The sequence below is a fragment of the Nonomuraea insulae genome (assembly GCF_042656245.1).
In genome coordinates, this window is sequence record NZ_JBHSPA010000083.1 from 1 (window position 1) to 19,678 (window position 19,678).

At 70.8% G+C, this 19,678-nt stretch carries 21 protein-coding genes and 1 pseudogene; 10 read left to right on the plus strand and 12 right to left on the minus strand.

Annotated elements, in window-relative coordinates:
- The 9 genes and pseudogenes from ACFPZ3_RS52745 to ACFPZ3_RS52785 form a co-directional block, all read right to left on the minus strand.
- Window positions 1–663 (minus strand): annotated as a pseudogene (locus tag ACFPZ3_RS52745) (hypothetical protein); the annotation flags it as partial.
- Entirely contained in the window at window positions 660–1,667 is a 1,008-nt protein-coding gene (locus tag ACFPZ3_RS52750) for an SIS domain-containing protein (RefSeq protein WP_379522018.1), read from the minus strand. The pseudogene ACFPZ3_RS52745 and the gene ACFPZ3_RS52750, both read right to left, overlap by 4 nt.
- A gap of 27 nt (window positions 1,668–1,694) precedes the next feature.
- Window positions 1,695–2,432 carry a GntR family transcriptional regulator gene (locus ACFPZ3_RS52755; RefSeq protein ID WP_379522019.1) on the minus strand — a complete coding sequence of 246 codons (738 nt, stop codon included), beginning with the start codon at window positions 2,430–2,432 and terminating at the stop codon, window positions 1,695–1,697.
- A gap of 7 nt (window positions 2,433–2,439) precedes the next feature.
- Window positions 2,440–3,408, minus strand: coding sequence for an NAD-dependent epimerase/dehydratase family protein (locus tag ACFPZ3_RS52760; protein ID WP_379522020.1), 969 nt, complete (start codon window positions 3,406–3,408; stop codon window positions 2,440–2,442).
- A 10-nt stretch (window positions 3,409–3,418) separates the two neighbouring features.
- Window positions 3,419–4,147: a sugar phosphate isomerase/epimerase family protein gene (locus ACFPZ3_RS52765; protein WP_379522021.1), complete on the minus strand. Its 729-nt coding sequence runs from the start codon at window positions 4,145–4,147 to the stop codon at window positions 3,419–3,421.
- Complete coding sequence (locus ACFPZ3_RS52770; protein ID WP_379522022.1) at window positions 4,144–4,851, minus strand: ThuA domain-containing protein; 708 nt, start codon at window positions 4,849–4,851, stop codon at window positions 4,144–4,146. Before ACFPZ3_RS52770 ends, ACFPZ3_RS52765 begins: the two co-directional genes overlap by 4 nt.
- Window positions 4,848–6,458, minus strand: a complete 1,611-nt coding sequence (locus ACFPZ3_RS52775) for a substrate-binding domain-containing protein (RefSeq protein WP_379522023.1) — start codon at window positions 6,456–6,458, stop codon at window positions 4,848–4,850. The genes ACFPZ3_RS52770 and ACFPZ3_RS52775 overlap by 4 nt, the downstream gene beginning before the upstream one ends.
- 14 nt (window positions 6,459–6,472) lie before the next feature.
- Window positions 6,473–7,360, minus strand: coding sequence for a carbohydrate ABC transporter permease (locus tag ACFPZ3_RS52780; protein ID WP_379522024.1), 888 nt, complete (start codon window positions 7,358–7,360; stop codon window positions 6,473–6,475).
- Complete coding sequence (locus ACFPZ3_RS52785) at window positions 7,357–8,262, minus strand: ABC transporter permease (protein ID WP_379522025.1); 906 nt, start codon at window positions 8,260–8,262, stop codon at window positions 7,357–7,359. Before ACFPZ3_RS52785 ends, ACFPZ3_RS52780 begins: the two co-directional genes overlap by 4 nt.
- A 170-nt stretch (window positions 8,263–8,432) precedes the next feature.
- Here ACFPZ3_RS52785 and ACFPZ3_RS52790 point away from each other — a divergent pair, with 170 nt between their 5' ends.
- Genes ACFPZ3_RS52790 through ACFPZ3_RS52805 form a run of 4 tightly spaced genes read left to right on the plus strand, consistent with a single transcriptional unit; the run spans window position 8,433 to window position 13,582 of the window.
- On the plus strand, window positions 8,433–9,899 hold the full coding sequence (locus ACFPZ3_RS52790; RefSeq protein ID WP_379522026.1) for a beta-N-acetylhexosaminidase: 1,467 nt from the start codon (window positions 8,433–8,435) through the stop codon (window positions 9,897–9,899).
- Window positions 9,889–11,238 carry a GH1 family beta-glucosidase gene (locus tag ACFPZ3_RS52795; protein ID WP_379522027.1) on the plus strand — a complete coding sequence of 450 codons (1,350 nt, stop codon included), beginning with the start codon at window positions 9,889–9,891 and terminating at the stop codon, window positions 11,236–11,238. Before ACFPZ3_RS52790 ends, ACFPZ3_RS52795 begins: the two co-directional genes overlap by 11 nt.
- Complete coding sequence (locus ACFPZ3_RS52800; RefSeq protein WP_379522028.1) at window positions 11,235–12,905, plus strand: glycoside hydrolase family 9 protein; 1,671 nt, start codon at window positions 11,235–11,237, stop codon at window positions 12,903–12,905. Before ACFPZ3_RS52795 ends, ACFPZ3_RS52800 begins: the two co-directional genes overlap by 4 nt.
- An 8-nt stretch (window positions 12,906–12,913) precedes the next feature.
- Window positions 12,914–13,582, plus strand: coding sequence for a GNAT family N-acetyltransferase (locus ACFPZ3_RS52805; protein ID WP_379522029.1), 669 nt, complete (start codon window positions 12,914–12,916; stop codon window positions 13,580–13,582).
- 200 nt (window positions 13,583–13,782) lie between these two features.
- On the opposite strand, the gene ACFPZ3_RS52810 is transcribed toward ACFPZ3_RS52805, so the two are convergent.
- Window positions 13,783–14,742, minus strand: a complete 960-nt coding sequence (locus tag ACFPZ3_RS52810; protein WP_379522030.1) for a hypothetical protein — start codon at window positions 14,740–14,742, stop codon at window positions 13,783–13,785.
- Window positions 14,743–14,959: 217 nt separating this feature from the next.
- Window positions 14,960–15,421 carry a MarR family winged helix-turn-helix transcriptional regulator gene (locus ACFPZ3_RS52815; protein ID WP_379522031.1) on the minus strand — a complete coding sequence of 154 codons (462 nt, stop codon included), beginning with the start codon at window positions 15,419–15,421 and terminating at the stop codon, window positions 14,960–14,962.
- Window positions 15,422–15,498: 77 nt separating this feature from the next.
- On the opposite strand from ACFPZ3_RS52815, the gene ACFPZ3_RS52820 reads away from it, so the two are divergent.
- The 6 genes from ACFPZ3_RS52820 to ACFPZ3_RS52845 all read left to right on the plus strand — a co-directional run bounded on the left by ACFPZ3_RS52820 (window position 15,499) and on the right by ACFPZ3_RS52845 (window position 18,973).
- Window positions 15,499–16,533 (plus strand): LLM class flavin-dependent oxidoreductase, encoded by a 1,035-nt coding sequence (locus tag ACFPZ3_RS52820; protein WP_379522032.1) that lies wholly within the window; start codon window positions 15,499–15,501, stop codon window positions 16,531–16,533.
- Window positions 16,526–17,566, plus strand: a complete 1,041-nt coding sequence (locus tag ACFPZ3_RS52825) for an LLM class flavin-dependent oxidoreductase (RefSeq protein WP_379522033.1) — start codon at window positions 16,526–16,528, stop codon at window positions 17,564–17,566. The genes ACFPZ3_RS52820 and ACFPZ3_RS52825 overlap by 8 nt, the downstream gene beginning before the upstream one ends.
- Entirely contained in the window at window positions 17,563–18,246 is a 684-nt protein-coding gene (locus ACFPZ3_RS52830; RefSeq protein WP_379522034.1) for an NADPH-dependent F420 reductase, read from the plus strand. Before ACFPZ3_RS52825 ends, ACFPZ3_RS52830 begins: the two co-directional genes overlap by 4 nt.
- A 96-nt stretch (window positions 18,247–18,342) precedes the next feature.
- Window positions 18,343–18,627: a three-helix bundle dimerization domain-containing protein gene (locus tag ACFPZ3_RS52835; RefSeq protein WP_379522035.1), complete on the plus strand. Its 285-nt coding sequence runs from the start codon at window positions 18,343–18,345 to the stop codon at window positions 18,625–18,627.
- Between the two features lie 13 nt (window positions 18,628–18,640).
- Window positions 18,641–18,811 carry a hypothetical protein gene (locus ACFPZ3_RS52840; protein ID WP_379522036.1) on the plus strand — a complete coding sequence of 57 codons (171 nt, stop codon included), beginning with the start codon at window positions 18,641–18,643 and terminating at the stop codon, window positions 18,809–18,811.
- Window positions 18,812–18,835: 24 nt separating this feature from the next.
- Entirely contained in the window at window positions 18,836–18,973 is a 138-nt protein-coding gene (locus tag ACFPZ3_RS52845) for a hypothetical protein (RefSeq protein WP_379522037.1), read from the plus strand.
- A 201-nt stretch (window positions 18,974–19,174) separates the two neighbouring features.
- Here ACFPZ3_RS52845 and ACFPZ3_RS52850 read toward each other — a convergent pair.
- The coding region (locus ACFPZ3_RS52850) for a zinc-binding dehydrogenase (RefSeq protein ID WP_379522038.1) at window positions 19,175–19,678 on the minus strand (504 nt) is incomplete at its 5' end.

The window sequence follows — 19,678 nt, forward strand, 5'->3', positions numbered from 1 at the left end:
CGAGCCCGCCTCGGCCGCGGCGAAGACGGCGGGCGCGTGCGCGCCCCACGTCTCCACCCCGGAGTCCCAGCTCATCGCGGCCGCCAGCTCGGGCAACCCCGGTACGCCGTAGGAGCGCAGCAGGGCACGGCCGAGCTCGTCGGGCTCCCCGCCCTCATCGGCGCGGGCGAGCACGGCCTTCGCCGCCTCCCTCACCAGCGCCGACGCGGAGCCCTCGTCGCCGAGCACCCAGCCCCACCCGCCGGCCGACAGGTACTCGCCCGTGACGGCGTGCCTGCCGACGGCGATCGAGCCCGTCCCGGCGATCACCCCCACGCCCCCGGGCAGGCCCGCGGCCGGCACCAGCAGCTCGGCGTCGTTGACCACGGTGACCGGCAGGCCCAGCAGGGCGCGCAACGCGGCGGCCAGCGCGGCGCACTGCGCGGGCGTCTCGCAGGCGTGCGCGCCGACGGCCAGGTGCGAGAAGTCGCCGGGCGGCAGCCGCTCGGCCAGCCAGGCGGCGGCCTTCGCCGGCGACGTGGCCTGCCAGCCGTCGCTCGGCAGCACGAGGTCGGCCACCACCCCCACGACCGGCGCGGGAGCGTCATCGGACACCTCGACGAGGGCCGTGCGGATGTGGGTCTTGGTGCCGCCGATGTCGGCGCCGGCGATGAGGCGGGTCATCCCACGGGTTCCCCGAGCTTCGTGTCGCTGTTGTGGAACACGAACTCCTCGATGTCGACGCCGCGGGCCAGGGCGAGGGAGCCGGCCAGCCGTTGGGCGACGGCGGTCTGGAGTACGGCGCGCACGGGCAGCGGCAGGTCGCCAGGGACGGTCACGACGTGCAGGCTGTCCTCGGGGTCGAGCAGGGCCGAGGTGACGCAGAGTGTGAGGTGCCCGGCGCGCGCCAGGCTGCGGGCCAGCTCCAGTTCTCTGTCGTCGCCCACGATCACGTGCAGCGTCGCGCCCGCCGACTCCATCTCGCCGTGCAGGTAGTTGCGGGTGACCAGCGCGGCGGCGGGCACCCGGCAGACCTCGCGCAACAGCAGCGCGCCGGACTCGGTGGCCGAGCGGGCCGCGCCCGAGGCGACGAAGTCGGCGGCGACCACGGTCCGGGCCAGGGCGGCCACCTCGTCGACCGGCCCGGCGACGGCGGCCTCGAAGGCGGCGAGCGTGGCCGCGATGCCCGCCCACTCGGCCGCGGCCTCGTCGGCCGTCCAGCCGAGCATGGTGCGCGCGATCATGGCGAGCGCCACCTGGGTGCCGGTGTAGCCGATGGTGGAGGCGTAGCTGTCGTCCTCGTTGCCGAGGTCGACCAGCCGGTCGACCGACTCGCCGAGCAGCGACGGCGTCACGTTGACCAGCGCGGTGCGGCGGGAGCGGGGGACCAGACCGAGCGCGTCGATCGTCTCGGGGCTGCGGCCCGACTGGGAGACGCCGAGCAGCAGGTCGGCGTCGGTGGCGCGCAGCTCGCTGGCCAGCTCGCGGCGCGCGGGCACGCCCGCGGCGCAGAGGATCTCCATCGGCAGCGCCAGCGCGGCGTAGCTGGCGCCGACGCCCACGAACGCCGGCCGCGAGGAGGCCCCGCCGCCGTCGGCGGTGGCCAGCTGGTCGTGTACTCGCCGGACGACGCGTTCGAGCGCCTTCGGCTGGGTCGCCCGCCCCTGGGCATAGGGGATCCGAGGCATGTGAAGGTTCCTCCCGTAGAAAAGGTGTCAGCCGCGCACGAAAGAGGTGCGCAGGCGGTAGCGGTCGCCGCGGTAGGTGATGGTGGACACGAGGACGACGCGGCCGGTGGCGTCGACCATGTTCTGGTGCATGACGAGGACGGGGTCGCCGGGCGACAGGCCGAGGTGCCCGGCGATGTCCGCCTCGCAGCCCCTGGCCTCGATCGACGACTCGGCGACCACGGGCTCGGCCCCCGCGGCGGCCAGCTCCTCCAGCAGGGAGGCGTGCGCGAAGTCGGTGGCCGCGATGCCGGGCGCGAGGCCGAGCACGACGCGGGAGGCGTCGACCCCTATGGGCACGCCGTCGAGCAGCCGCACCCGGTCGAGCACGAACAGCTCGGTGCCCGCGGCCACGCCGAACTCGTCGGACTCGTCCAGCGACGCCTGCTTGACCTCGGCGCGCAGCACCTTCGAGGTGGGGACCAGCGACTTGCGGCGGGCCGTCTCGGTGAAGGATTCGAGGGAGTTGGGCCAGTCGCGGTCGGGCCGCCCCGAGACGTACCAGCCGCGGCCGTGGGACGAGCGGAGCTGGCCCTGCTCGAAGAGGTGCTGCAGCGCCTTCCTGAGCGTGACCCGGCTGATGCCCAGCCTGCCGCACAGCTCGCGCTCGGTGGGCAGCCGCCTGCCCACCGGGTAAATGCCCTCCTTAACCTGCCGCGCGAGCAATTCGGCCGTCTGCACCCAGAGCGGCTCGGGATTGTCAGCGGCGATGTTCACCTTTTCCACGTCCTTATTATCCATCGCGATCTCCGACCAACCGGTCGAAGGCGGCGTCCAGTTCGGGGTCGAGGCGCTGCCTCGACGGGTCCGAATCGAACCACCGCAGAATCTCGCGCGCCCCCCGCGCGAATGGCACCCGCGACGCGAAGCCGGGGACCAGCCGCTTCAGCTTGGAATTGTCATAAAGGACCGAGTGCCGGAAATCCAGCCGCAGCACCTCGCCCATCCACTCGATTTCCCGGCCAATGTCCTCGCTCGACCGGTGCACGATCCTCGGCCGCACCCCGGCGGCCCGCGCGAGCTCCTCGTGGATGGCGTCCCAGGTGAGCACCTCGTCGGAGGTGACGTGCACGCTCTCGCCGAGCACCCGACGGTCGCCGAGCAGCCCGGCGAGCCCGCGGGCGAAGTCGCTCGCGTGCATCAGGTTCCACAGCGAGGTGCCGTCGCCGTGCACGACCACCGGCTTGCCGGCCCGCAGGCGCGCGATCGCGGTCCACCCGGCCAGCGTGGGCAGCACGCCCTCGTCGTAGACGTGCGCGGCCCGCACGATCGTGGCCGGGAACCCCTCGTGGTGCCAGGCCGACTCCAGCCGCTCCTCGCAGCGCAGCTTCTGCCTGGCGTACTCGTAGCCGTTGTCGCGCCGGGCCGACGATTCGGTGATCGGCAGCCAGGACGCGGGCCGCGCGTAGACCGAGCCCGTCGAGACGAACACGTACTGGCCCGTACGGCCGGCGAACCTGGCCAGGTCCAGCTCCACGTCCTGCGGCGAGTAGCCGATGAAGTTGACGACCACGTCGAAGTCGCCGGACACGAGCTCGCCCGGCTCTCGCACGTCGGCGGTCACCGTGCGCACTCCCTCGGGCGGCGGCCGGAGCGCCGACCTGCCGCGCGTCACCAGAGTGAGGTCCACGCCCGCGCCGGCCAGCTCGCGCGCGCACGCCGCGCTGAGCACCCCGGTGCCCCCCAGGAACAGGACTCTCATGACAGCTCCCTCATGCTCTGCTCAGGAATTCGAGACACCGGCGCAACAGGTCGTACATGTCGCCGTGGCAGCGGTCGGCCTCCACGATGTGCCAGCGCGCCGACCGGGCGGCCGCCGCGGCGGCGCGGACGTCGACCACACCCTCGCCGAAGGGCACCATGTAGTCGCCCATCCCGATTGCCGGGCCGTCCTTCAGGTGCGTGAACTCCAGCCGGTCACCGAGCGCCGCCGCCACGGGGGCGGGGTCGAGCCCGGCGGTGCGCACCCAGTAGACGTCCAGCTCGACGCACACGGCCGGGTCCAGCTCGCGCAGCAGCACGTCGTAGGCCCGTTCCCCGCCGAAGGAGTTGACGAACTCGGCGAAGTGGTTGTGGTAGCCGACGCGCATGCCGCGCGCCGCCGCGTTGGCCGCGCCCGCGTTGACCCGCCCGGCCCCGCGCAGCACGCCGTCGAGGGTGCCGAACTCCTCCGGTTCGAGGCTCCACACCAGCGTCTCGACGCCCAGCTCGGCGTACTCGTCGAGGATCGCCCCCGCGTCCGGTCCCGACGGGAAGGGCGCGTGGGCGCTGCAGAACGTCAGGCCGAGGTCGCCCGCGGCGCGACGGACCACCGCCGGGGGGTGGCCGTACAGGCTGATCGGCTCCACGGCGGTGTAGCCGATCGCGGCCACCCGCTCCAGCACGCCGAGCAGGTCGCGGGAGGCGTCCTCGTGCAGCGACCAGAGCTGCGCGGCGATCATCGGCCGCCGCCGATCGTCCGGCCGTTGCCGAGCGGCCAGCGGGTGGACCAGGTCTCGACGTCGCCCTCCGACACCCCGGCCGCCCAGAGCGCGGCCTGGCGGACGAGCTGGCGGAACCACGGGTTGCCCCAGGCGCGCGCGTCGTGGCCGAGCGTGAGGTAGCAGACCCGGCCGGCGCCGTGCGCGCGCACGTACACCGCCGGCCGGCCGTCCTGCACGGCCAGCACGTCCGAGCCCGGCAGGCAGTCGAGGTGGTAGTACTCGTCGTCGATGGCGAAGTCGGTCATGTGCCTGGTCACCGGGTGGTCGGCGACGATCTCGACGGTGAGCCTGCCCTCGGAGTCGCCTTCGCCGTGCGACAGGTAGCGCGAGCCGACCAGCTCGAACGCGGTTCGGTCGGCCTCCGGGTCGAACAGGTTGCCGGCGTGCAGCACGACCAGCCCCTTGCCCCCGGCGACCAGGCCGGCCAGCGCCCGCTGCTGTGCCGGGTCGAAGACGACGCTGGAGCGGTAGAGCACGTAGACGTCCGCCTCGGCGGTCGCGGGCATCGGATCGGCGAACCGGTCCAGGCCCACGCCGCGGGCGGCGGGCAGGCCGCCCTCCACCACGATCTCCTGCAGCGCCAGAGCGGCGCCGATGAGGTCGTGGTGGAGGTCGGTGCCCTCCACCAGGACGAGCGCGGACGGGTGGTCGCGCACCCTCATGCGGCGGCCTCGCCGTACTCCTTGGCCATCTTGTCGCCGCCGCCGCGCTTCCACTTCTGGACCGCCTCGGTCAGGCTGGAGGCGGGCGACCTGCCGAGGAACACCGCGGTTACGGCGTCCTGCATCTGCTGCTCCAGCGAGGCGCCCTTGGTGTTGAACGTCTCCGAGTACAGGTGCGCGGCGGGGTTGTCCAGCAGCATCGGCACGACCTGCTGCTGCCACTCGTAGTTGGCCTTGTCGACGCCGGGCGCGCCCTGCGGGTCGCACAGCACCTGCGGGCCGCCCGCGATGTAGGCGAGGCCGAGGTCCTGCTCGCGCTGGCCCCGCGTGGTGAGCACCGCGAAGCCGTCCTTGACGGTGTGGTCGGCGTCCTTGACGCCGTAGCTCATGACGAACGACTCCTGCGAGCCGAACGGGGCGGCGATGTAGTCCATGACCCGCAGGAACCGGTCGACCTTCGTCTTGTCGGACGTCTTCTTCAGCATGGTCATGGCGTACGCGCCGCCGCCGGTCCAGTGGATGGCCTTGCCGCCGTCCTTCTCGAACGGGACCATCATTCCGAACACGACGTCCTTGTCGTCGGCCACGATGCCGACCGAGCGGGTGCCGTCCATCATCATGGCCAGCTTGCCCGAGCGGAACATCGCGTCCCGCTGGACCTTGCCCGCGCCCGTGCTCATGGTCGACGTGTCGGGGTGGAAGTAGCCGGCCTTGTACATGTCGGCAATCGCGGAGATCGCCGGAATGAACGCCGGGTGCTCGTAGGCGGAGACGAACGTGCCCTTGGCGTCCTTCGACCATTTGTTGGGCACGCCGAACATCATCTGCATGAAGTCGGAGATGCTGCTCCCGAACGCGTAGACGCCCGCCTTCGCGTTCGTCACCGCCTTGGCCAGCTCCTGGAACTCGGCCAGGTTCTTCGGCTGGGGGTTGGCCCCGGCCTTCTCGATCACGTCGGTCTTGGTGTAGATCTGCGTGGTGTAGACCGGGTCGGACTTCGGCACGCCGTAGATGCGGCCGTTCAGGTACCCGTTGAGCCAGCCCGCCTTCTGGATGCCGGCCAGGTTCGGATACTTCTTCACCGCGTCGCCCGACAGGTACTCGCTCAGGTCGGTGAACTGGGCCTCGGCGAGCTGCGGCAGCCTGGAGACGTTCTGGTAGAGCGGCACCGACACCACGTCGGGCAGGTCGCCGCCCGCCACCAGCGCGGGGAACTTCGTGGTGAAATCGGCGTACGGCACGATGAGCGGCTTGACCTGGAGGTTCAGCTCCTTGTTGAGGAGCTGCCAGTAGGCGTTGGCGGTCACCGGGGGAGGCGGCTGGCCATAGGTCATGATCAGCACGTTGAATTCCTTGCCGTCGCCGACGACCTGCTGGACCGTCTTCGGCCCGTTCATGGGGAACGAGTCGTAGACGTCCATCAGGCCCTGCTCGTTGCCGGGCAGCGTCGGCTTCGGCTTGACGGGCGGCACGTACGTGGGCATCGGCACGGACGCCCCCGGGTTGGCGGCCTTCGGCGAGGAGGCCCCGCCCGAGCTGCCGCACGCGGCGAGGACGCCGCCCGCGCCGGCCAGCGCGGCGCTCTTCAGTAATGTCCTGCGGTTCATTTTTCGCTCCTTGGCTAGCCTTTGACGGCCCCGGTGAGCATGCCTTTCGACATGTGCTTGGTGAGGAAGGGATAGACGCACAGAATGGGAACGACGGCGATCACCACGAGCGCCATCTGTATCGACTGCGCCGGTGGCAGGACCTGGCCCGGAATATGCGTCGCCGTGCTCGTCACGTTGTTCTGCAGCACGAATGACCGCATGACGAGCTGGAGCGGCCACATTTCGGTGTCGTTCAGATAGAGCAGCGGCGAGAAATAGTTGTTCCAGTAGCCGACGGCGAGGAAAAGCCCGACGACCGCGACGACCGCCCTCGACAGCGGCGCCACGATCGACCAGAGGATCCGCCACTCGCCCGCACCGTCCATCCGGGCGGCGTCGAACAGCTCCTTCGGGATTCCCTGGATGAAGCCCCTGACGATGACGACGTTGAACGCGCTCACCGCGCCGGGGATGATCAGCGCCCAGTACGTGTTCAGCATGCCGAGCTGCTTGACCATCAGGTAGACCGGGATCATGCCGGGGCCGAACAGCAGCGTGATCAGTACGAACGACAGCAGGCCGCGCTGGAAGAGCGAACCCCTGCGGCTCAGGCCGTAGGCGGCGAGCACGGTGCAGATGAGGCTGAAGGCCGTGCCGGCGGCGGTCACGCCGATGCTGATCACGATCGACCGCGTCACCTGCGTGCCGTCGAAGATCTGCGTGTAGGCGTCGAACGAGATCCGGGTCGGCCACAGCACGTAGCCGCCGTTCTCGTCGATCTGCTGCTTGGTGGCCAGGCTGGTGGAGACCACGACCAGGAAGGGGAAGATCACGACCGCGCTGATCAGGACCAGCGCGAGCCCTTTGAGCGCGAGGGCGACCGGCTTGGGCTTGCCCGCCCACGGGGGCCTGGTGCTCATCGCTGGTACACCCCCTCTTCGCCGAGCCGGTGCGCCAGCTTGTTGGCCGCGAGGACGAGCAGCAGGCTGACGATCCCCTTGAGCAGCCCGGCGGCGGTCGCCGTGCCCCAACTCCCGTCGACGACGCCGTTGTAGTAGACGAAGGTGTCGAGCACCTCGGCCGCCCCCGGGCCGACGGCGTCGCGTTGCAGGAGGATCTGCTCGAATCCCACGCTCAGCGAGTCGCCGAGGCGCAGGATGAGCATCAACACGATGATCGGCCGCATGCCGGGCAGGGTGACGTGCCAGAAGCGGCCCCAGGCGCCCGCGCCGTCGATCGTGGCCGACTCGTACAGGCCCGGGCTGATCGCGGCGATGGCGGCGAGGAAGATGATCGTCCCCCAGCCGCCGTCCTTCCAGACGGCCTGGGCCGTGAGCAGGAGCTTGAAGGCGCTCGGGTCGGTCATCACCTGGATCGGGGTCAGCCCGTGGGTGATGAGGAACCGGTTGAGCACCCCCGCGCCGCCCAGGATCTGCTGGAACAGCGCGACGATGATCACCCACGACAGGAAGTGCGGCAGGTAGATCACCGACTGCACGAACTTCTTCGCCATCGGCATCGCCACCGTGTTGAGGAACACGGCCAGCAGGATCGGGATGGGGAAGAAGAGCACGAGCTGCAGGAAGGTGATCTGCAGCGTGTTCCACACCGCGCTCCAGAACGCCGGGTCGTCGAAGAGCGAGGTGAAGTTGTCCCAGCCCACCCACTCCGACTGGGTGAATCCCAGGAACGGGACGTAGTCCATGAACGCGATCACGCTGCCGAGCAGCGGGACATAGGTGAAAAGCAGGAGGACGATCACCGCGGGGGCGACCATCACGAGCAGCGGCGCGTCGCGCCACAGCTTGGCGAGGAAGGGCATTGAGAGGGAGGCTCCTCTCTTCAGGGGGACCAGATAAAACCAGGACCATACCTCTTGAACCAAATGAAGACAATGGGTACGTTGCCTGCCATATGGACGAATATTCGGGGCTGCTGCCACGCCCCATCGAGGCCGTGGCCAAGCCGGGAAAATGCCGTTTGAGTGCGGGAATGACGACGAATGACGAGCTGGTACGGCGGTTCCTCGCCGAGGTGAGCGCTGATACCAGCGAGACCGGCTGGTTCATGGTGGAGCACGCGGACCGGCCCGCCGGCGCCTACACCCTGGAGGTGGCCGAGGACGGCATCACGATCCGCTCGGGCGGCGCCGAAGGGGTCGCGGGCGCGCTGGCCACGCTCAGGCAACTGCTGCCCGACGCCGCCTGGCGGCGCGCCCCCGGGTCATGGGAGGTGCCCTGCGGGAGCGTCGAGGACGCCCCGGCGTACGCCTGGCGCGGCGCGATGCTCGACGTCGCCCGCCACTTCTTCCCCAAGCGCACGATCCTGCGCTATGTCGACCTGCTCGCCGCGCACCGCTACAACCGCCTCCACCTGCACCTGTCCGACGACCAGGGCTGGCGGGTGGAGAGCCGCCTGCACCCCGAGCTGCACCGCACGGGCTCCTGGCGGGCCTCCACCAGGCTCGGCCCGGACGGAACCCCCGACGGCACGCCGCACGGCGGCTACTACACGCTCGACGACCTCGCCGAGATCGCCGCGCACGCCCGCTCGCGCGGGATCACCCTCGTCCCCGAGATCGACGTGCCCGGCCACACCGCAGCGCTGCGCGCCGCCTACCCGTGGCTCGGCCGGCCGGGCGAGAAGCAGGCCGTCCTCGACACCGTCTGGGCGGGCGGCTCGTCGATCAGCCCCACCCGTCCCGTGGCCGCCTTCCTGGAGGACGTGCTCGGCGAGATCCTCGACGCCACCGGCACGCCGTACCTCCACCTGGGCGGCGACGAGTGCGACATGAGCTGGTGGGCGGCCGACCCGGCGATCTCCGCGGAGATGGCCGAGCACGGCTACACCGAGCCCCGGCAGATGCACGGGCACTTCCTCAGGTCGCTCGGCGCCTACCTGGCCGGGCGCGGCGTGCGCATGGTCGTGTGGGACGAGGCGTTCACCACCGGCGGGCTGCTGCCCGACTCGATCGTGATGGCCTGGCGCGGGCACGAGGTGGCGGCCAGGGCCGCGCGCACGCACGACGTGGTCCGCGCGCCGCTGTTCCCCACGTACTTCAACTTCGACCAGTCGGACCTGCCGGAGGAGCGCCGTTCCGAGGGCGGCCCGATCACCCTCGCCGACGTGGCCGCCTTCGCGCCAGGCCGGGCGCTCGGCGGCCAGTTCCAGGTGTGGAGTGAGTGGGTGCCCACCGAACGGCACCTCGACTACCTGGCCTTCCCGCGCGCCTGCGCCCTGGCGGAGGTGCTGTGGTCGGGCGGCGTGGGCGACCTGCCCGCGTTCACGGCCCGGCTGGAGCGTCACCTCGGCAGATTGGACGCGATGGGCGTGGAGTACCGTCCCCCCGGCGGCCCGCACCCGTGGCAGGCCGGCGGCACAGGGGTCTGGCGCCGCGCGGGCGCGGGCCGGATCGAGGAGACCAAGGCATGGGTGGAGTCGATCTCGCATGAACCGTAACGAAGACAGGCCGTTCCTCTGGGGCACGGCGACCTCGTCGTACCAGATCGAGGGCGCGACCCGCGAGGACGGCCGCGGCCCGTCCATCTGGGACACCTTCTGCGCCACCCCCGGCACCGTGCTCGGCGGCGACACCGGCGACACCGCCTGCGACCACTACCACCGGATGCCCGAGGACGTGGCCATGATGGCCGGCCTCGGCATCAACGCCTACCGGTTCTCGCTGGCCTGGCCCCGGGTGCAGCCCGACGGCACGGGGCCCGGCAACGCCGCCGGCCTCGCGTTCTACGACCGGCTCGTCGACGAGCTGCTGGAACGCGGGATCCTGCCGTGGGTCACGCTCTACCACTGGGACCTGCCGCAGGCCCTCGAGGACGCGGGCGGCTGGCCGGAACGCGACACCGCCTACCGGTTCGCCGACTACGCCTCCCTCGCCTACGACGCGCTCGGCGACCGGGTCGGCCACTGGACCACCCTGAACGAGCCGTGGTGCTCGGCCATGCTGGGCTACGTCGAGGGCGTGCACGCGCCGGGCCGCCGCGACGCCAGGGCCGGGTTCGCCGCCGTGCACCACCTGCTGCTCGGGCACGGGCTGGCCGTGCAGGCGATCAAGCAGGCGGCGGGCGGGCGCGCGGTCGAGACCGGCATCACGCTCAACCTGTCGCCCAAGGTGCCCGCCACCGGGTCGGCCGAGGACGCCGCCGCGGCGAGGTGGGAGGACGGGCTGTCCAACCGGCTCTACCTCGACCCGCTGCTGCGCGGGAAGTACCCCGACGACGTGGCCCAAGAGCTCGACCGGCTGGGCTGCCCGCTGCCCGTCCTGGACGGCGACCTGGAGATCATCTCGCGGCCGATCGACGTGGTCGGCGTCAACTACTACACCTCGCACCTGGTCGAGGCCCGGCCCGGTGGGCAGAACGGCTGGCCGGGGACGCACACGCTGAGCAGGGGGCTGCCGAGCACCGCGATGGGATGGGAGATCACCCCCGCCGCGCTCACCGACCTGCTGCTGCGTCTGGAGGGCGAGTACGGCGGCCCCGCCTGGTACGTCACGGAGAACGGGGCCGCCTTCGACGACGTGGCCGGCGCCGACGGCTTCGTGGACGACGAGGCCCGGGAGTCGTACCTGCGCTCCCACATCGACGCCGCGCTGGAGGCCAGGGACCGGGGCGTGAACCTGCACGGGTACTTCGCCTGGTCGCTGCTCGACAACTTCGAATGGGCGCTCGGCTACGAGCGGCGGTTCGGCATCGTCCGGGTCGACTACGACACCCAGCGGCGCGTGCCCAAGCGATCGGCCCGCTACTACGCCGCCCGCATCGCGTCGGAGACCCGGTGAGGATCCTCACCAGCCACCTCGGATACAACACGGCGGCGTCCAAGAAGGCCGTCATCCAGCTCCGCGAGGCGGCGCCCGTCGAGGGCGCCCGCCTCGTGGGGCGGGGCGTCGCGCGGGAGCTGGCCGTCGGGCCCGAGCAGGCGGTCGACGGCTGGTCCGCCGGCACGTTCCGGCGCGTCGACTTCGGCCACGTGCGCGACGAGGGGGAGTTCCGCATCGAGGCGGGCGGCGTGGCCTCGGAGCCGTTCGTCATCGGCGGGCGGCGCGTCCAGCACTCGACGCTGTCGGACGTCCTCTACTACTTCAAGGCGGTCCGCTCCAGCGGCGAGATCGACAGGAAGGACCGGCACGCCCGGTTCTACGGCGACGACTCCGGCCGCGAGGTGGACGCCCGGGGCGGCTGGCTCGACGCCTCGGGCGACCACAGCAAGTTCCTCAGCCACCTCAACTACACGCGGATGATGAACCCGCAGCAGACGCCGCTGTGCGCGTGGGCGTTCCTGGCCGCCCGCGACCACCTGCCCCCGCAGCTCGCCGGGCCGCTCGGGGCGCGGATGCGCGACGAGGGGCTGTACGGCGCCGACTTCCTCGTCCGCTTCCAGTCGCCCGAGGGGTACTTCTACACGGCCGTTTTCGACGCGCTCACCAAGGACCTGGACGAGCGCGTGATCAACGCCCCGCTCCAGGACAGCGTGCGCACCACCCGCTGGCAGGCCGGCTATCGGCAGGGCGCCGGCCTGGCCATCGCCGCCCTGGCCCGCGCCGCCACCGCGGACGACCACGGCGACTTCACCGCTGAGGACTACCTGGCCGCCGCGGTCAGGGGGTTCGACCACCTGGAGGAGCACAACCTCAGCTACCTCTACGACGGCACCGAGTCGGTCATCGACGACTACTGCGCGCTGCTGGCGGCGGCCGAACTGGCGCTCGCGGCGCCCGACGCGCGTTTCGCGGCGGCCGCCGTGCGGCGGGCGCGCTCGCTCGCCGGCCGGTACACGCGGGCGGAGACGGGCTTCGGCTACCTGCGGGGAGACGCCGGCGGGCGGCCGTTCTTCCACGCGGCCGAGCCCGGCCTGCCCGCCATCGCGCTGATGCGCTTCGCCGAGGCCGTGCCCGGCTCGCCGCTCGCCGCCGAGGCCCGCGCGACGGCGCTGGCGCTGCTGACCGACGCCCTGCACCTGACCGGCGAGGTGAACAACCCGTTCGGGTACGCCAGGCAGTACGTCCAGGGCGACGGCGAGAAGCCTCGCACCAGCTTCTTCTACCCGCACCGCAACGAGACCGGCTACTGGTGGCAGGGCGAGAACGCCGGCATCTGCTCGACCGCCTACGCCGCCCAGCTCGCCGCCGGCCTGCCGGAGTGCGCGCCCGGCCTGGCCGAGCGGCTCCGCACGCTCGCGGAGGACCAGTTGCAGTGGATCATGGGACTCAACCCGTTCGACTCCTCCATGATCCAGGGCAGGGGACGCAACAACGTGGAGTACTCCACCGCGTTCCAGAACGTCCCTGGAGGCATCCTGAACGGGGTGACGAGCGGCTTCGACGACGAAAGGGACATCGCGTTCATGCCGGAAGAACATCGCACCACAGGCGAGTCGTGGCGCTGGGCGGAACAGTGGATCCCGCACAGCGCGTGGTTCCTGCTGGCCGTGTCGGCGGCCCGATGAGCGGCCCGATGAGCGGCCCGGCGCAGGGCCCGGCGAGCGGCCCGCTGGTGCGGGAGACGGGCGGCCCGGCGGTGACGATCCGGCCCTACCAGCCGTTCGACCTGCCGGGCATCTACCGGGTGTGCCTGGCCACCGGCGACTCCGGCCGCGACGCCGGCCCCCTCCACGCCAACCCCGACCTGCTCGGGCACGTCTGGGCCGGGCCCTACCCGGTGGCCGACCCGGGGCTGACGTTCGTGGCGGCCGACGCGCTCGGCGTCGCGGGCTACGTCCTGGCCACCGCCGACACGGTGGCCTTCGAGGCGTGGCGGCAGGAGCACTGGTGGCCTGTGCTGCGCGAGCAGTACCCCGCCGAGCTGGCCACCGATCCCGGCGACGGCATGATCGACTGGCTGAGCGTGGCCCACCTGCACCGGGCCGCGCCGCCGGCCGAGGAGCTGTACGAGAGATATCCGGCGCACCTGCACATCGACCTGCTGCCCCGGGCGCAGGGGAGGGGGCTCGGGCGGGCGCTGATCGGCGCGCTGTTCGGCGCGCTCCGTGCGCGCGGGGTGCCCGGCCTGCACCTCGGCGTGGGCAGTGGCAACCCGGGGGCGCACGCCTTCTACCTGCGGATGGGGTTCACCGAGCTGCGCCGTGGCGACTGGGGCTCGACGATGGTGATCGACCTCGGCTGACCACCGCACCGGGGCGACCGGCCCTGGTCGGCCCCGGCGGCCGTTCACCCCTGCCCGAGACCGAGGTGAACGGCGCGGACGGTCAGCTCACGGCGCAGGCCGTGCCGTTGAGCGTGAAGGTGGCCGGCTCGCCCGTGTCGCCGGTGTGGGTCGCTCTCGCTACCGGCGCGCCGGACGAGCATGAACTCGGCAGGGTATGCCTACTTCACCAGGCTCCCGCAGGTGAAGCCCGCTTCACGGTCGGGGGAATACATCTGGATGTCGGTCAGGATCGTGCTCTCGGAGAACTTGCGGAACGTCTGCCCCTTGTCGCAGTCGTAAAAGGCGTACCCGCCCTCGTTCTCGCCGAGCACCATCATCCAGCGGCTGCCGTAGAGCGGCTTGCCGCTGGAGTCCTGGAGTTTCGCCCACTGCGTCTGGAACCCCACGGCGTCCAGCAGCGCGGTGGACTCGCCCTTCTCCAGTACCGCGATCGAGCCATAGATCATCTGAATCATCAGAACGTAGCCAAGCCCGATCCCGGTGAGCGCTCCCACCAGCACCTTCAGCCCCGCCCGGCCGATCGGCTTGTGCCGGAGCAGCCGGAAGGGCACGATGTAGGCGGCCACGCCGAGCCCGACCGCGATGAGCACGTCTTCGACATCGACGCTCACCCCCGCGGTGGGGTCGTCGGCGTCGAGCGCGGTCGTGAAATACATCCACCCCAGATAGGACGCACCAGCCCATGCCGCTGCGAGCGCGGCGACGATCCAGGGTCGCTGTCTGAGCTGCTGTACCACCCGGCCCACCCAGCCGCGCGTGATCGCGTTGAGCAGCCAGCCCAGGCTGATGAGGACCCCGACGACGATCGCGCCGAGGATCAGCAGGGGCAGGATCGTGCCCAGCAGCCTGCCGAGCAGCACGGACTGGTCGATGCCCGCCTGCTCGGGGGTGAAGCCGAAGATCGCGTACATCCCCTGGTAGCCGATGTAGAGCAGCGCGTACAACGTCACGCCGAGCGGGACCAGGACCGAGCCGACCTTCTCCAGCAGGTCGAGGACGCCCGCCTTCTCGTTCTCCTCTTGATCGGGCCTCTCTCCCTGAGGGTGCGATGCCGCGGGCACCGGTGGTTCGTAGGTCTCCTGACTCGGGGAGCCTGGCGGAAAGGCCGGATAACTCATGCGGGGGATCATAGAATGATCGCTTGACAACCGCTAAACGCGGGGTTGCACGGTATGCGACTGCCGGGAGTACGGCAGGCAAGGCCCCCGCCGGCGTGCCGATGACCTCGACTCGCGGCAGGTGCTGGTTGTGCCCTTGAGATCCGCACGCTCGCCGGCGCGTGCCTGTACTCAATCACCCTACGACATCACGGTCATGAACTCGCGAATCGCCCTCTCAGGGTGAATCGAGGTGTCCGCGCAGCGTCGCGGCCACCTGCCCCGCCGCGCTGAGTTGCGCCGGCGTCAGCGCGTCCACGAACAGCTCCCGTACGGCTCGCAGATGCGGGACCGTGGCGCCGTGGAATGCCTCGATCCCGGTGGTGGTGAGCACGACCTCGGCCCCCCGGTTGTCGGTGACGCAGTCTTCACGGCGGATGAGCTCGCGCCGTTCCATCCGCCCGAGGTGGTGGGACAGGCGGCTGCGCTCCCAGTGGATGTGGGCCGCCAGGTCGGAGGAGCGCATCCGCTGCTCGGGCGCCTCGGTCAGGGCCAGCAGGATCGCGTAGTCGCCCGGCGACAGCGACGACTCGCTCTGCAGCCGGGAGGCGATTTCGGTCCTGAGCGCTTCCGCCGTCTCGATGTAGTCGCGCCAGATCCGCAGCTCATCGACGGTGGGCAGCACACGCTTCCTCGTCATCACGGCCTCCTAGTTGACATATCAATCACATCATACATAATTGACGTGTCAATCACATTGGTCTGGGGGAGGGAACCATGGAACTGGGACTCAACTCGTTCGGAGAGGTCGCCACCGACGCCGACCGCGTCCTCAGCGACGCCGAGACCGTGCGGCTGATCGTGGACGAGGCGCGGCTGGCCGAGTCGGTGGGCCTCGACGACTTCAGCATCGGCGAGCACTATCGGGAAGGCCACAACGACTCGGCGACCCCGGTGCTGCTCGCCGCGATCGCGACCGCGACCCAGCGGATCCGGCTCGGCACGTCCGTCACCGTGCTCAGCACCAACGACCCGGTCCGCCTGTACCAGGAGTTCTCAACCCTGGACGCGGTGTCGAACGGCCGCGCCCAGCTCGTCCTCGGGCGTGCCTCGGCGACGGAATCGTTCCCGCTGTTCGGCTACGACCTGGCCGACTACGAGCAGCTGTTCGAGGAGAAGCTCGATCTTTTCGTACGGCTCCAGCGCGAGGACAGCGTCACCTGGTCGGGCACCGTCCGCAGCCCTCTGTCCGACCAGCGGCTGCACCCCCGCATGCGCCAGGGCGGCATCCCCACCTGGATCGGCGTGGGCGGCAGTCCTGGCTCGGTGGTGCGCGCCGCCCGCTATGGGCTCCCGCTCATGCTCGCGATCATCGGCGGGCGTCCGCAGCGCTTCGCCGGCCACGTCGAGCTCTACCTCAAGGCGCTGGAGCAGTACGGACACGCCGTACAACCCATCGGGCAGCACTCACTCGGCCTGATCGCCGACACCGACGAGGAGGCCGTGGAGACCTGGTGGCAGTACTGGGAACCGGTCGTGACGGCGCTCGCCCGCGAACGCGGCTTCTACAAGCCCGACCGCAAACGCTACGAGGCCGAGCTCGACCACGGCGCGCTGTTCGTCGGCTCACCCGACACCGTTGCTCGGAAGATCGCGACGATGGCCCGCGACCTGCGGCTGAGCCGCTTCGACCTCAAGTACGACATCATGCGCCTGCCCCGCCAGGCGCGCGCCCGCACCATCGAGCTGCTCGGCCGCGAGGTCGCCCCCCGGGTCCGCGAACTGCTGGCGAAGGAGCCCGCTCATGTCTGACCTCGTGTTCGGCCTCGACACCTTCGGCGATGTGCCGGAGGACGACAACGGCGAGCTGCTCTCCCACGGCGAGGCGATCAGGCAGGTCGTCGAGGAGGCGGTGCTCGCCGACGAGCTCGGCGTCGACGTCATCGCGCTCGGCGAGCACCACCGGCCCGAGTACGCGGTGTCGAGCCCGGAAACCGTGCTGGCCGGGATCGCCACCCGGACGAATCGCATCAAGCTCTCCTCCGGCGTGACGGTGCTGAGCTCCGATGACCCGGTCCGGGTGTTCCAGCGCTTCGCCACGGTGGACGCCCTGTCGAACGGCCGCGCCGAGGTCATCCTCGGCCGCGGCTCCTTCACCGAGTCTTTCCCGCTGTTCGGCTACGATCTGGCCGACTACGACGAGCTGTTCGAGGAGAAGCTCGACCTGTTCGTCAAGCTGCTGGAGGAGAAGCCGGTCACCTGGAGCGGCAGGCTGCGCCCTCCGCTCGAAAACGCCGAGGTCTTCCCGAAGACCGACGCGGGGCGCCTGCCCACCTGGGTAGGTGTCGGCGGCTCGCCGCAGTCGGTCGTCCGCACCGTGCAGCACGGCCTGCCGCTCATGCTCGCCATCATCGGCGGCCCGGCCAAGCGCTTCGCCCCCTACCTGGAGCTCTACCGCCGCGCCGCCGAGCAACTCGGCACCATCGCGCACCCGGTCGGCATGCACTCGCCCGGCTTCGTCGCCGACACCGACGAGCAGGCACGGGAGCTGTTCTGGCCGCACTACCGCGTCCAGCGTGACCGGATCGGCGCGCTGCGCGGCTGGCAGCCGATCCGCCGCGCGGAGTACGACGCCGAGATCGAGCACGGCTCGCTCTACATCGGCTCGCCCCAGACCGTCGCCCGCAAGATCGCCGACGCGGTCAGCGTTCTCGGCGTCGGCCGCTTCGACCTCATCTACACGGTGGGAGCGCAGCCCGCCGGCGCCCGGATGCGCGCCGTCGAGCTGTACGGCTCCGCGGTGATCCCAATGGTCCGCGACCTCCTCGGTGGGAGGAGCGCATGAACGAGACCATCGGTATCCTCGGCGCGGGCAAGGTGGGCACCGTGCTCGCGCGGCTCGCCACGGCGGCCGGATACAAGGTGCTCATCGCCGGATCCGGTGACCCCGGCAAGATCGCCCTCACCGTCGATGTGCTCGCGCCCGGCGCGGTCGCCACGACCGGCGCCGATGCCGCGGCCCGTGCCGACGTGGTCATCTTGGCCCTCCCGCTCGGCAAGTACCGCAGCCTGCCGGTCGACGAGCTGCGCAGAAAGCTGGTGATCGACGCCATGAACTACTGGTGGGAGGTCGACGGGATCCGCGACGACCTGACCGACCCGCGCAGTTCCTCCAGCGAGCTCGTGCAGAGCTTCCTGCCCGGCTCCCGGATCGTCAAGGCGTTCAACCACATGGGCTACCACGACCTGGAGGACGAGGCCCGTCCTGCGGGCGAGGCCGGGCGCAAGGCCATCGCGATCGCGGGCGACCGCGCCGCCGATCTCGCCAAGGTCGCCTCCCTCGTCGACGCGCTCGGCTTCGTCCCGGTCATCGCCGGTCCGCTCGCTGAAGGGATACGGCTCGAACCGGGCACGGACCTGTTCGGCGCCAACGACGACGCCGACGAGGTCCGCGCCAAGCTCGACCGCTTTCCCGAGTCGGAACGCGGCCGGGTCGTCGCCGCCGCACGTGCCGGCGGACGCTGACGACCGCGGGCGAGGTGCGCGTTGACTCGTTCCCGGCTGGGCTTGGACGAGGTCGCGGAACGCGTTCAGATGTGAAGGTGAACTCCGTCCAGAGTCGTGGGAGGTGGTGTTGAACCCCGATGTGGGACTCGCGAGAATCAGGCCATACACGCGGTGGAAGAACGCCTGTTGGCCGACTTCTCGGGCAAGGTCTCGGCCTGCCAGGTCTGCGAGGCGGTGGACAGGGCTCACCGGCATTTCTCGGCGAGTCCGATCCGCGACTTCGTTCCCATTTCCACGGAACGGCACTGTTGCCGTAGTTTCATTCCCTGGGGATGTCGACGACGGAACTGGAGCTCGGCGCCGAGTTCTGCGCCGCACTCAACCGCGGCGTTTCCGTGAACACGGCCGCCTGGTGGGGCAGCCCATCGGGGTACTACCCGGCCGGCACCCCCAAGAACGACTACGCCGGCTCCAGGGGCGCGCGTACGGCTTCGCCTATGACGACATCAACGACCAGAGCAGCGTCAAGATCCTCCCCAACGCCAACCCGCCGACCAGCCTCACGATCGGCATCGGCTGGTAACCCGCTCACTGCCGACCGAGACCCGTGCGGGCACGGGTCTCGGTCGGGCTTCGCGAGGGCGAGACGGTGATCATGATCGGCGCCTATGAGTCGATCGGCGAGATCGGGGGGCGCCTGCTGCGGGCGCTGCCGTCGCTGGTCGTCCTGCGCGCCGACCAATGAAGTGACCGTATCTACAGGTTTGGTGGTTCCCGATCGGCGTCGCCCCCTCGAACGCTGGTCCCGGGCGGCTTCCCGATGAGGTCCCGGCTCCGCCGCCTTTCACCATCGTGGCGAAGCCGTCTCGTTGATCCGGACCCGGGATCACCAGTTGCCGGAGCAGCCGTTCCGTCTTCGTTCACGCCAACCGTGGCCGGCTGAACATCACGGCGTGATGTCCACCAGGACCTTGCCGACCGCGCCGTTCTCCACCGCCCGGTGCGCGTCGGCGGTGCGGTCGAGCGGGAATCGGAGCAGCGGCAGGCCGTGCTGCTCGCCGACCGGCAGGGCGCCGTCGCGGACCGCGGCGGCGACGTCCTCGGCGGCCGCTGTGAGCGCCTCGGAACCGATCGTGTAGAGCACCAGGAACTGGAAGCGCGTGTTCAGTGTCATGTTCTGCCGCACGTCCAGTTCGACCGGCTTGCCACCGTCGTTGGCGTAGGTCGAGATCGTGCCGCGCGTCCGCAGCACGGCCAGGTCCAGTGCGAGGTTCGCGCCGAGCGCCACCTCGGCGACGATGTCGACGCCGTCCGGGGCGATCTCGCGGATGTCGGCGGCCGGGTCGCCCTCGCGATAGTTGATCACGTGGTGGGCGCCGGCGGCGGTGGCCAGCCGGGCCTTCTCCGGGCCGCTGATCGTGCTGATCACGGTGGCGCCGGCCCACCGGGC

Excerpts from the sequence above, each read along its gene's own strand:
- ACFPZ3_RS52760 (WP_379522020.1), bottom strand. The coding sequence starts at position 3,408 with ATGAGAGTCCTGTTCCTGGGGGGCACCGGGGTGCTCAGCGCGGCGTGC.
- ACFPZ3_RS52825 (WP_379522033.1), top strand. The coding sequence starts at position 16,526 with ATGTCTGACCTCGTGTTCGGCCTCGACACCTTCGGCGATGTGCCGGAG.
- ACFPZ3_RS52750 (WP_379522018.1), bottom strand. The coding sequence starts at position 1,667 with ATGCCTCGGATCCCCTATGCCCAGGGGCGGGCGACCCAGCCGAAGGCG.
- ACFPZ3_RS52815 (WP_379522031.1), bottom strand. The coding sequence starts at position 15,421 with ATGACGAGGAAGCGTGTGCTGCCCACCGTCGATGAGCTGCGGATCTGG.
- ACFPZ3_RS52805 (WP_379522029.1), top strand. The coding sequence starts at position 12,914 with ATGAGCGGCCCGGCGCAGGGCCCGGCGAGCGGCCCGCTGGTGCGGGAG.
- ACFPZ3_RS52765 (WP_379522021.1), bottom strand. The coding sequence starts at position 4,147 with ATGATCGCCGCGCAGCTCTGGTCGCTGCACGAGGACGCCTCCCGCGAC.
- ACFPZ3_RS52770 (WP_379522022.1), bottom strand. The coding sequence starts at position 4,851 with ATGAGGGTGCGCGACCACCCGTCCGCGCTCGTCCTGGTGGAGGGCACC.
- ACFPZ3_RS52785 (WP_379522025.1), bottom strand. The coding sequence starts at position 8,262 with ATGCCCTTCCTCGCCAAGCTGTGGCGCGACGCGCCGCTGCTCGTGATG.
- ACFPZ3_RS52780 (WP_379522024.1), bottom strand. The coding sequence starts at position 7,360 with ATGAGCACCAGGCCCCCGTGGGCGGGCAAGCCCAAGCCGGTCGCCCTC.
- ACFPZ3_RS52830 (WP_379522034.1), top strand. The coding sequence starts at position 17,563 with ATGAACGAGACCATCGGTATCCTCGGCGCGGGCAAGGTGGGCACCGTG.
- ACFPZ3_RS52775 (WP_379522023.1), bottom strand. The coding sequence starts at position 6,458 with ATGAACCGCAGGACATTACTGAAGAGCGCCGCGCTGGCCGGCGCGGGC.
- ACFPZ3_RS52790 (WP_379522026.1), top strand. The coding sequence starts at position 8,433 with ATGACGACGAATGACGAGCTGGTACGGCGGTTCCTCGCCGAGGTGAGC.
- ACFPZ3_RS52820 (WP_379522032.1), top strand. The coding sequence starts at position 15,499 with ATGGAACTGGGACTCAACTCGTTCGGAGAGGTCGCCACCGACGCCGAC.
- ACFPZ3_RS52810 (WP_379522030.1), bottom strand. The coding sequence starts at position 14,742 with ATGAGTTATCCGGCCTTTCCGCCAGGCTCCCCGAGTCAGGAGACCTAC.
- ACFPZ3_RS52795 (WP_379522027.1), top strand. The coding sequence starts at position 9,889 with ATGAACCGTAACGAAGACAGGCCGTTCCTCTGGGGCACGGCGACCTCG.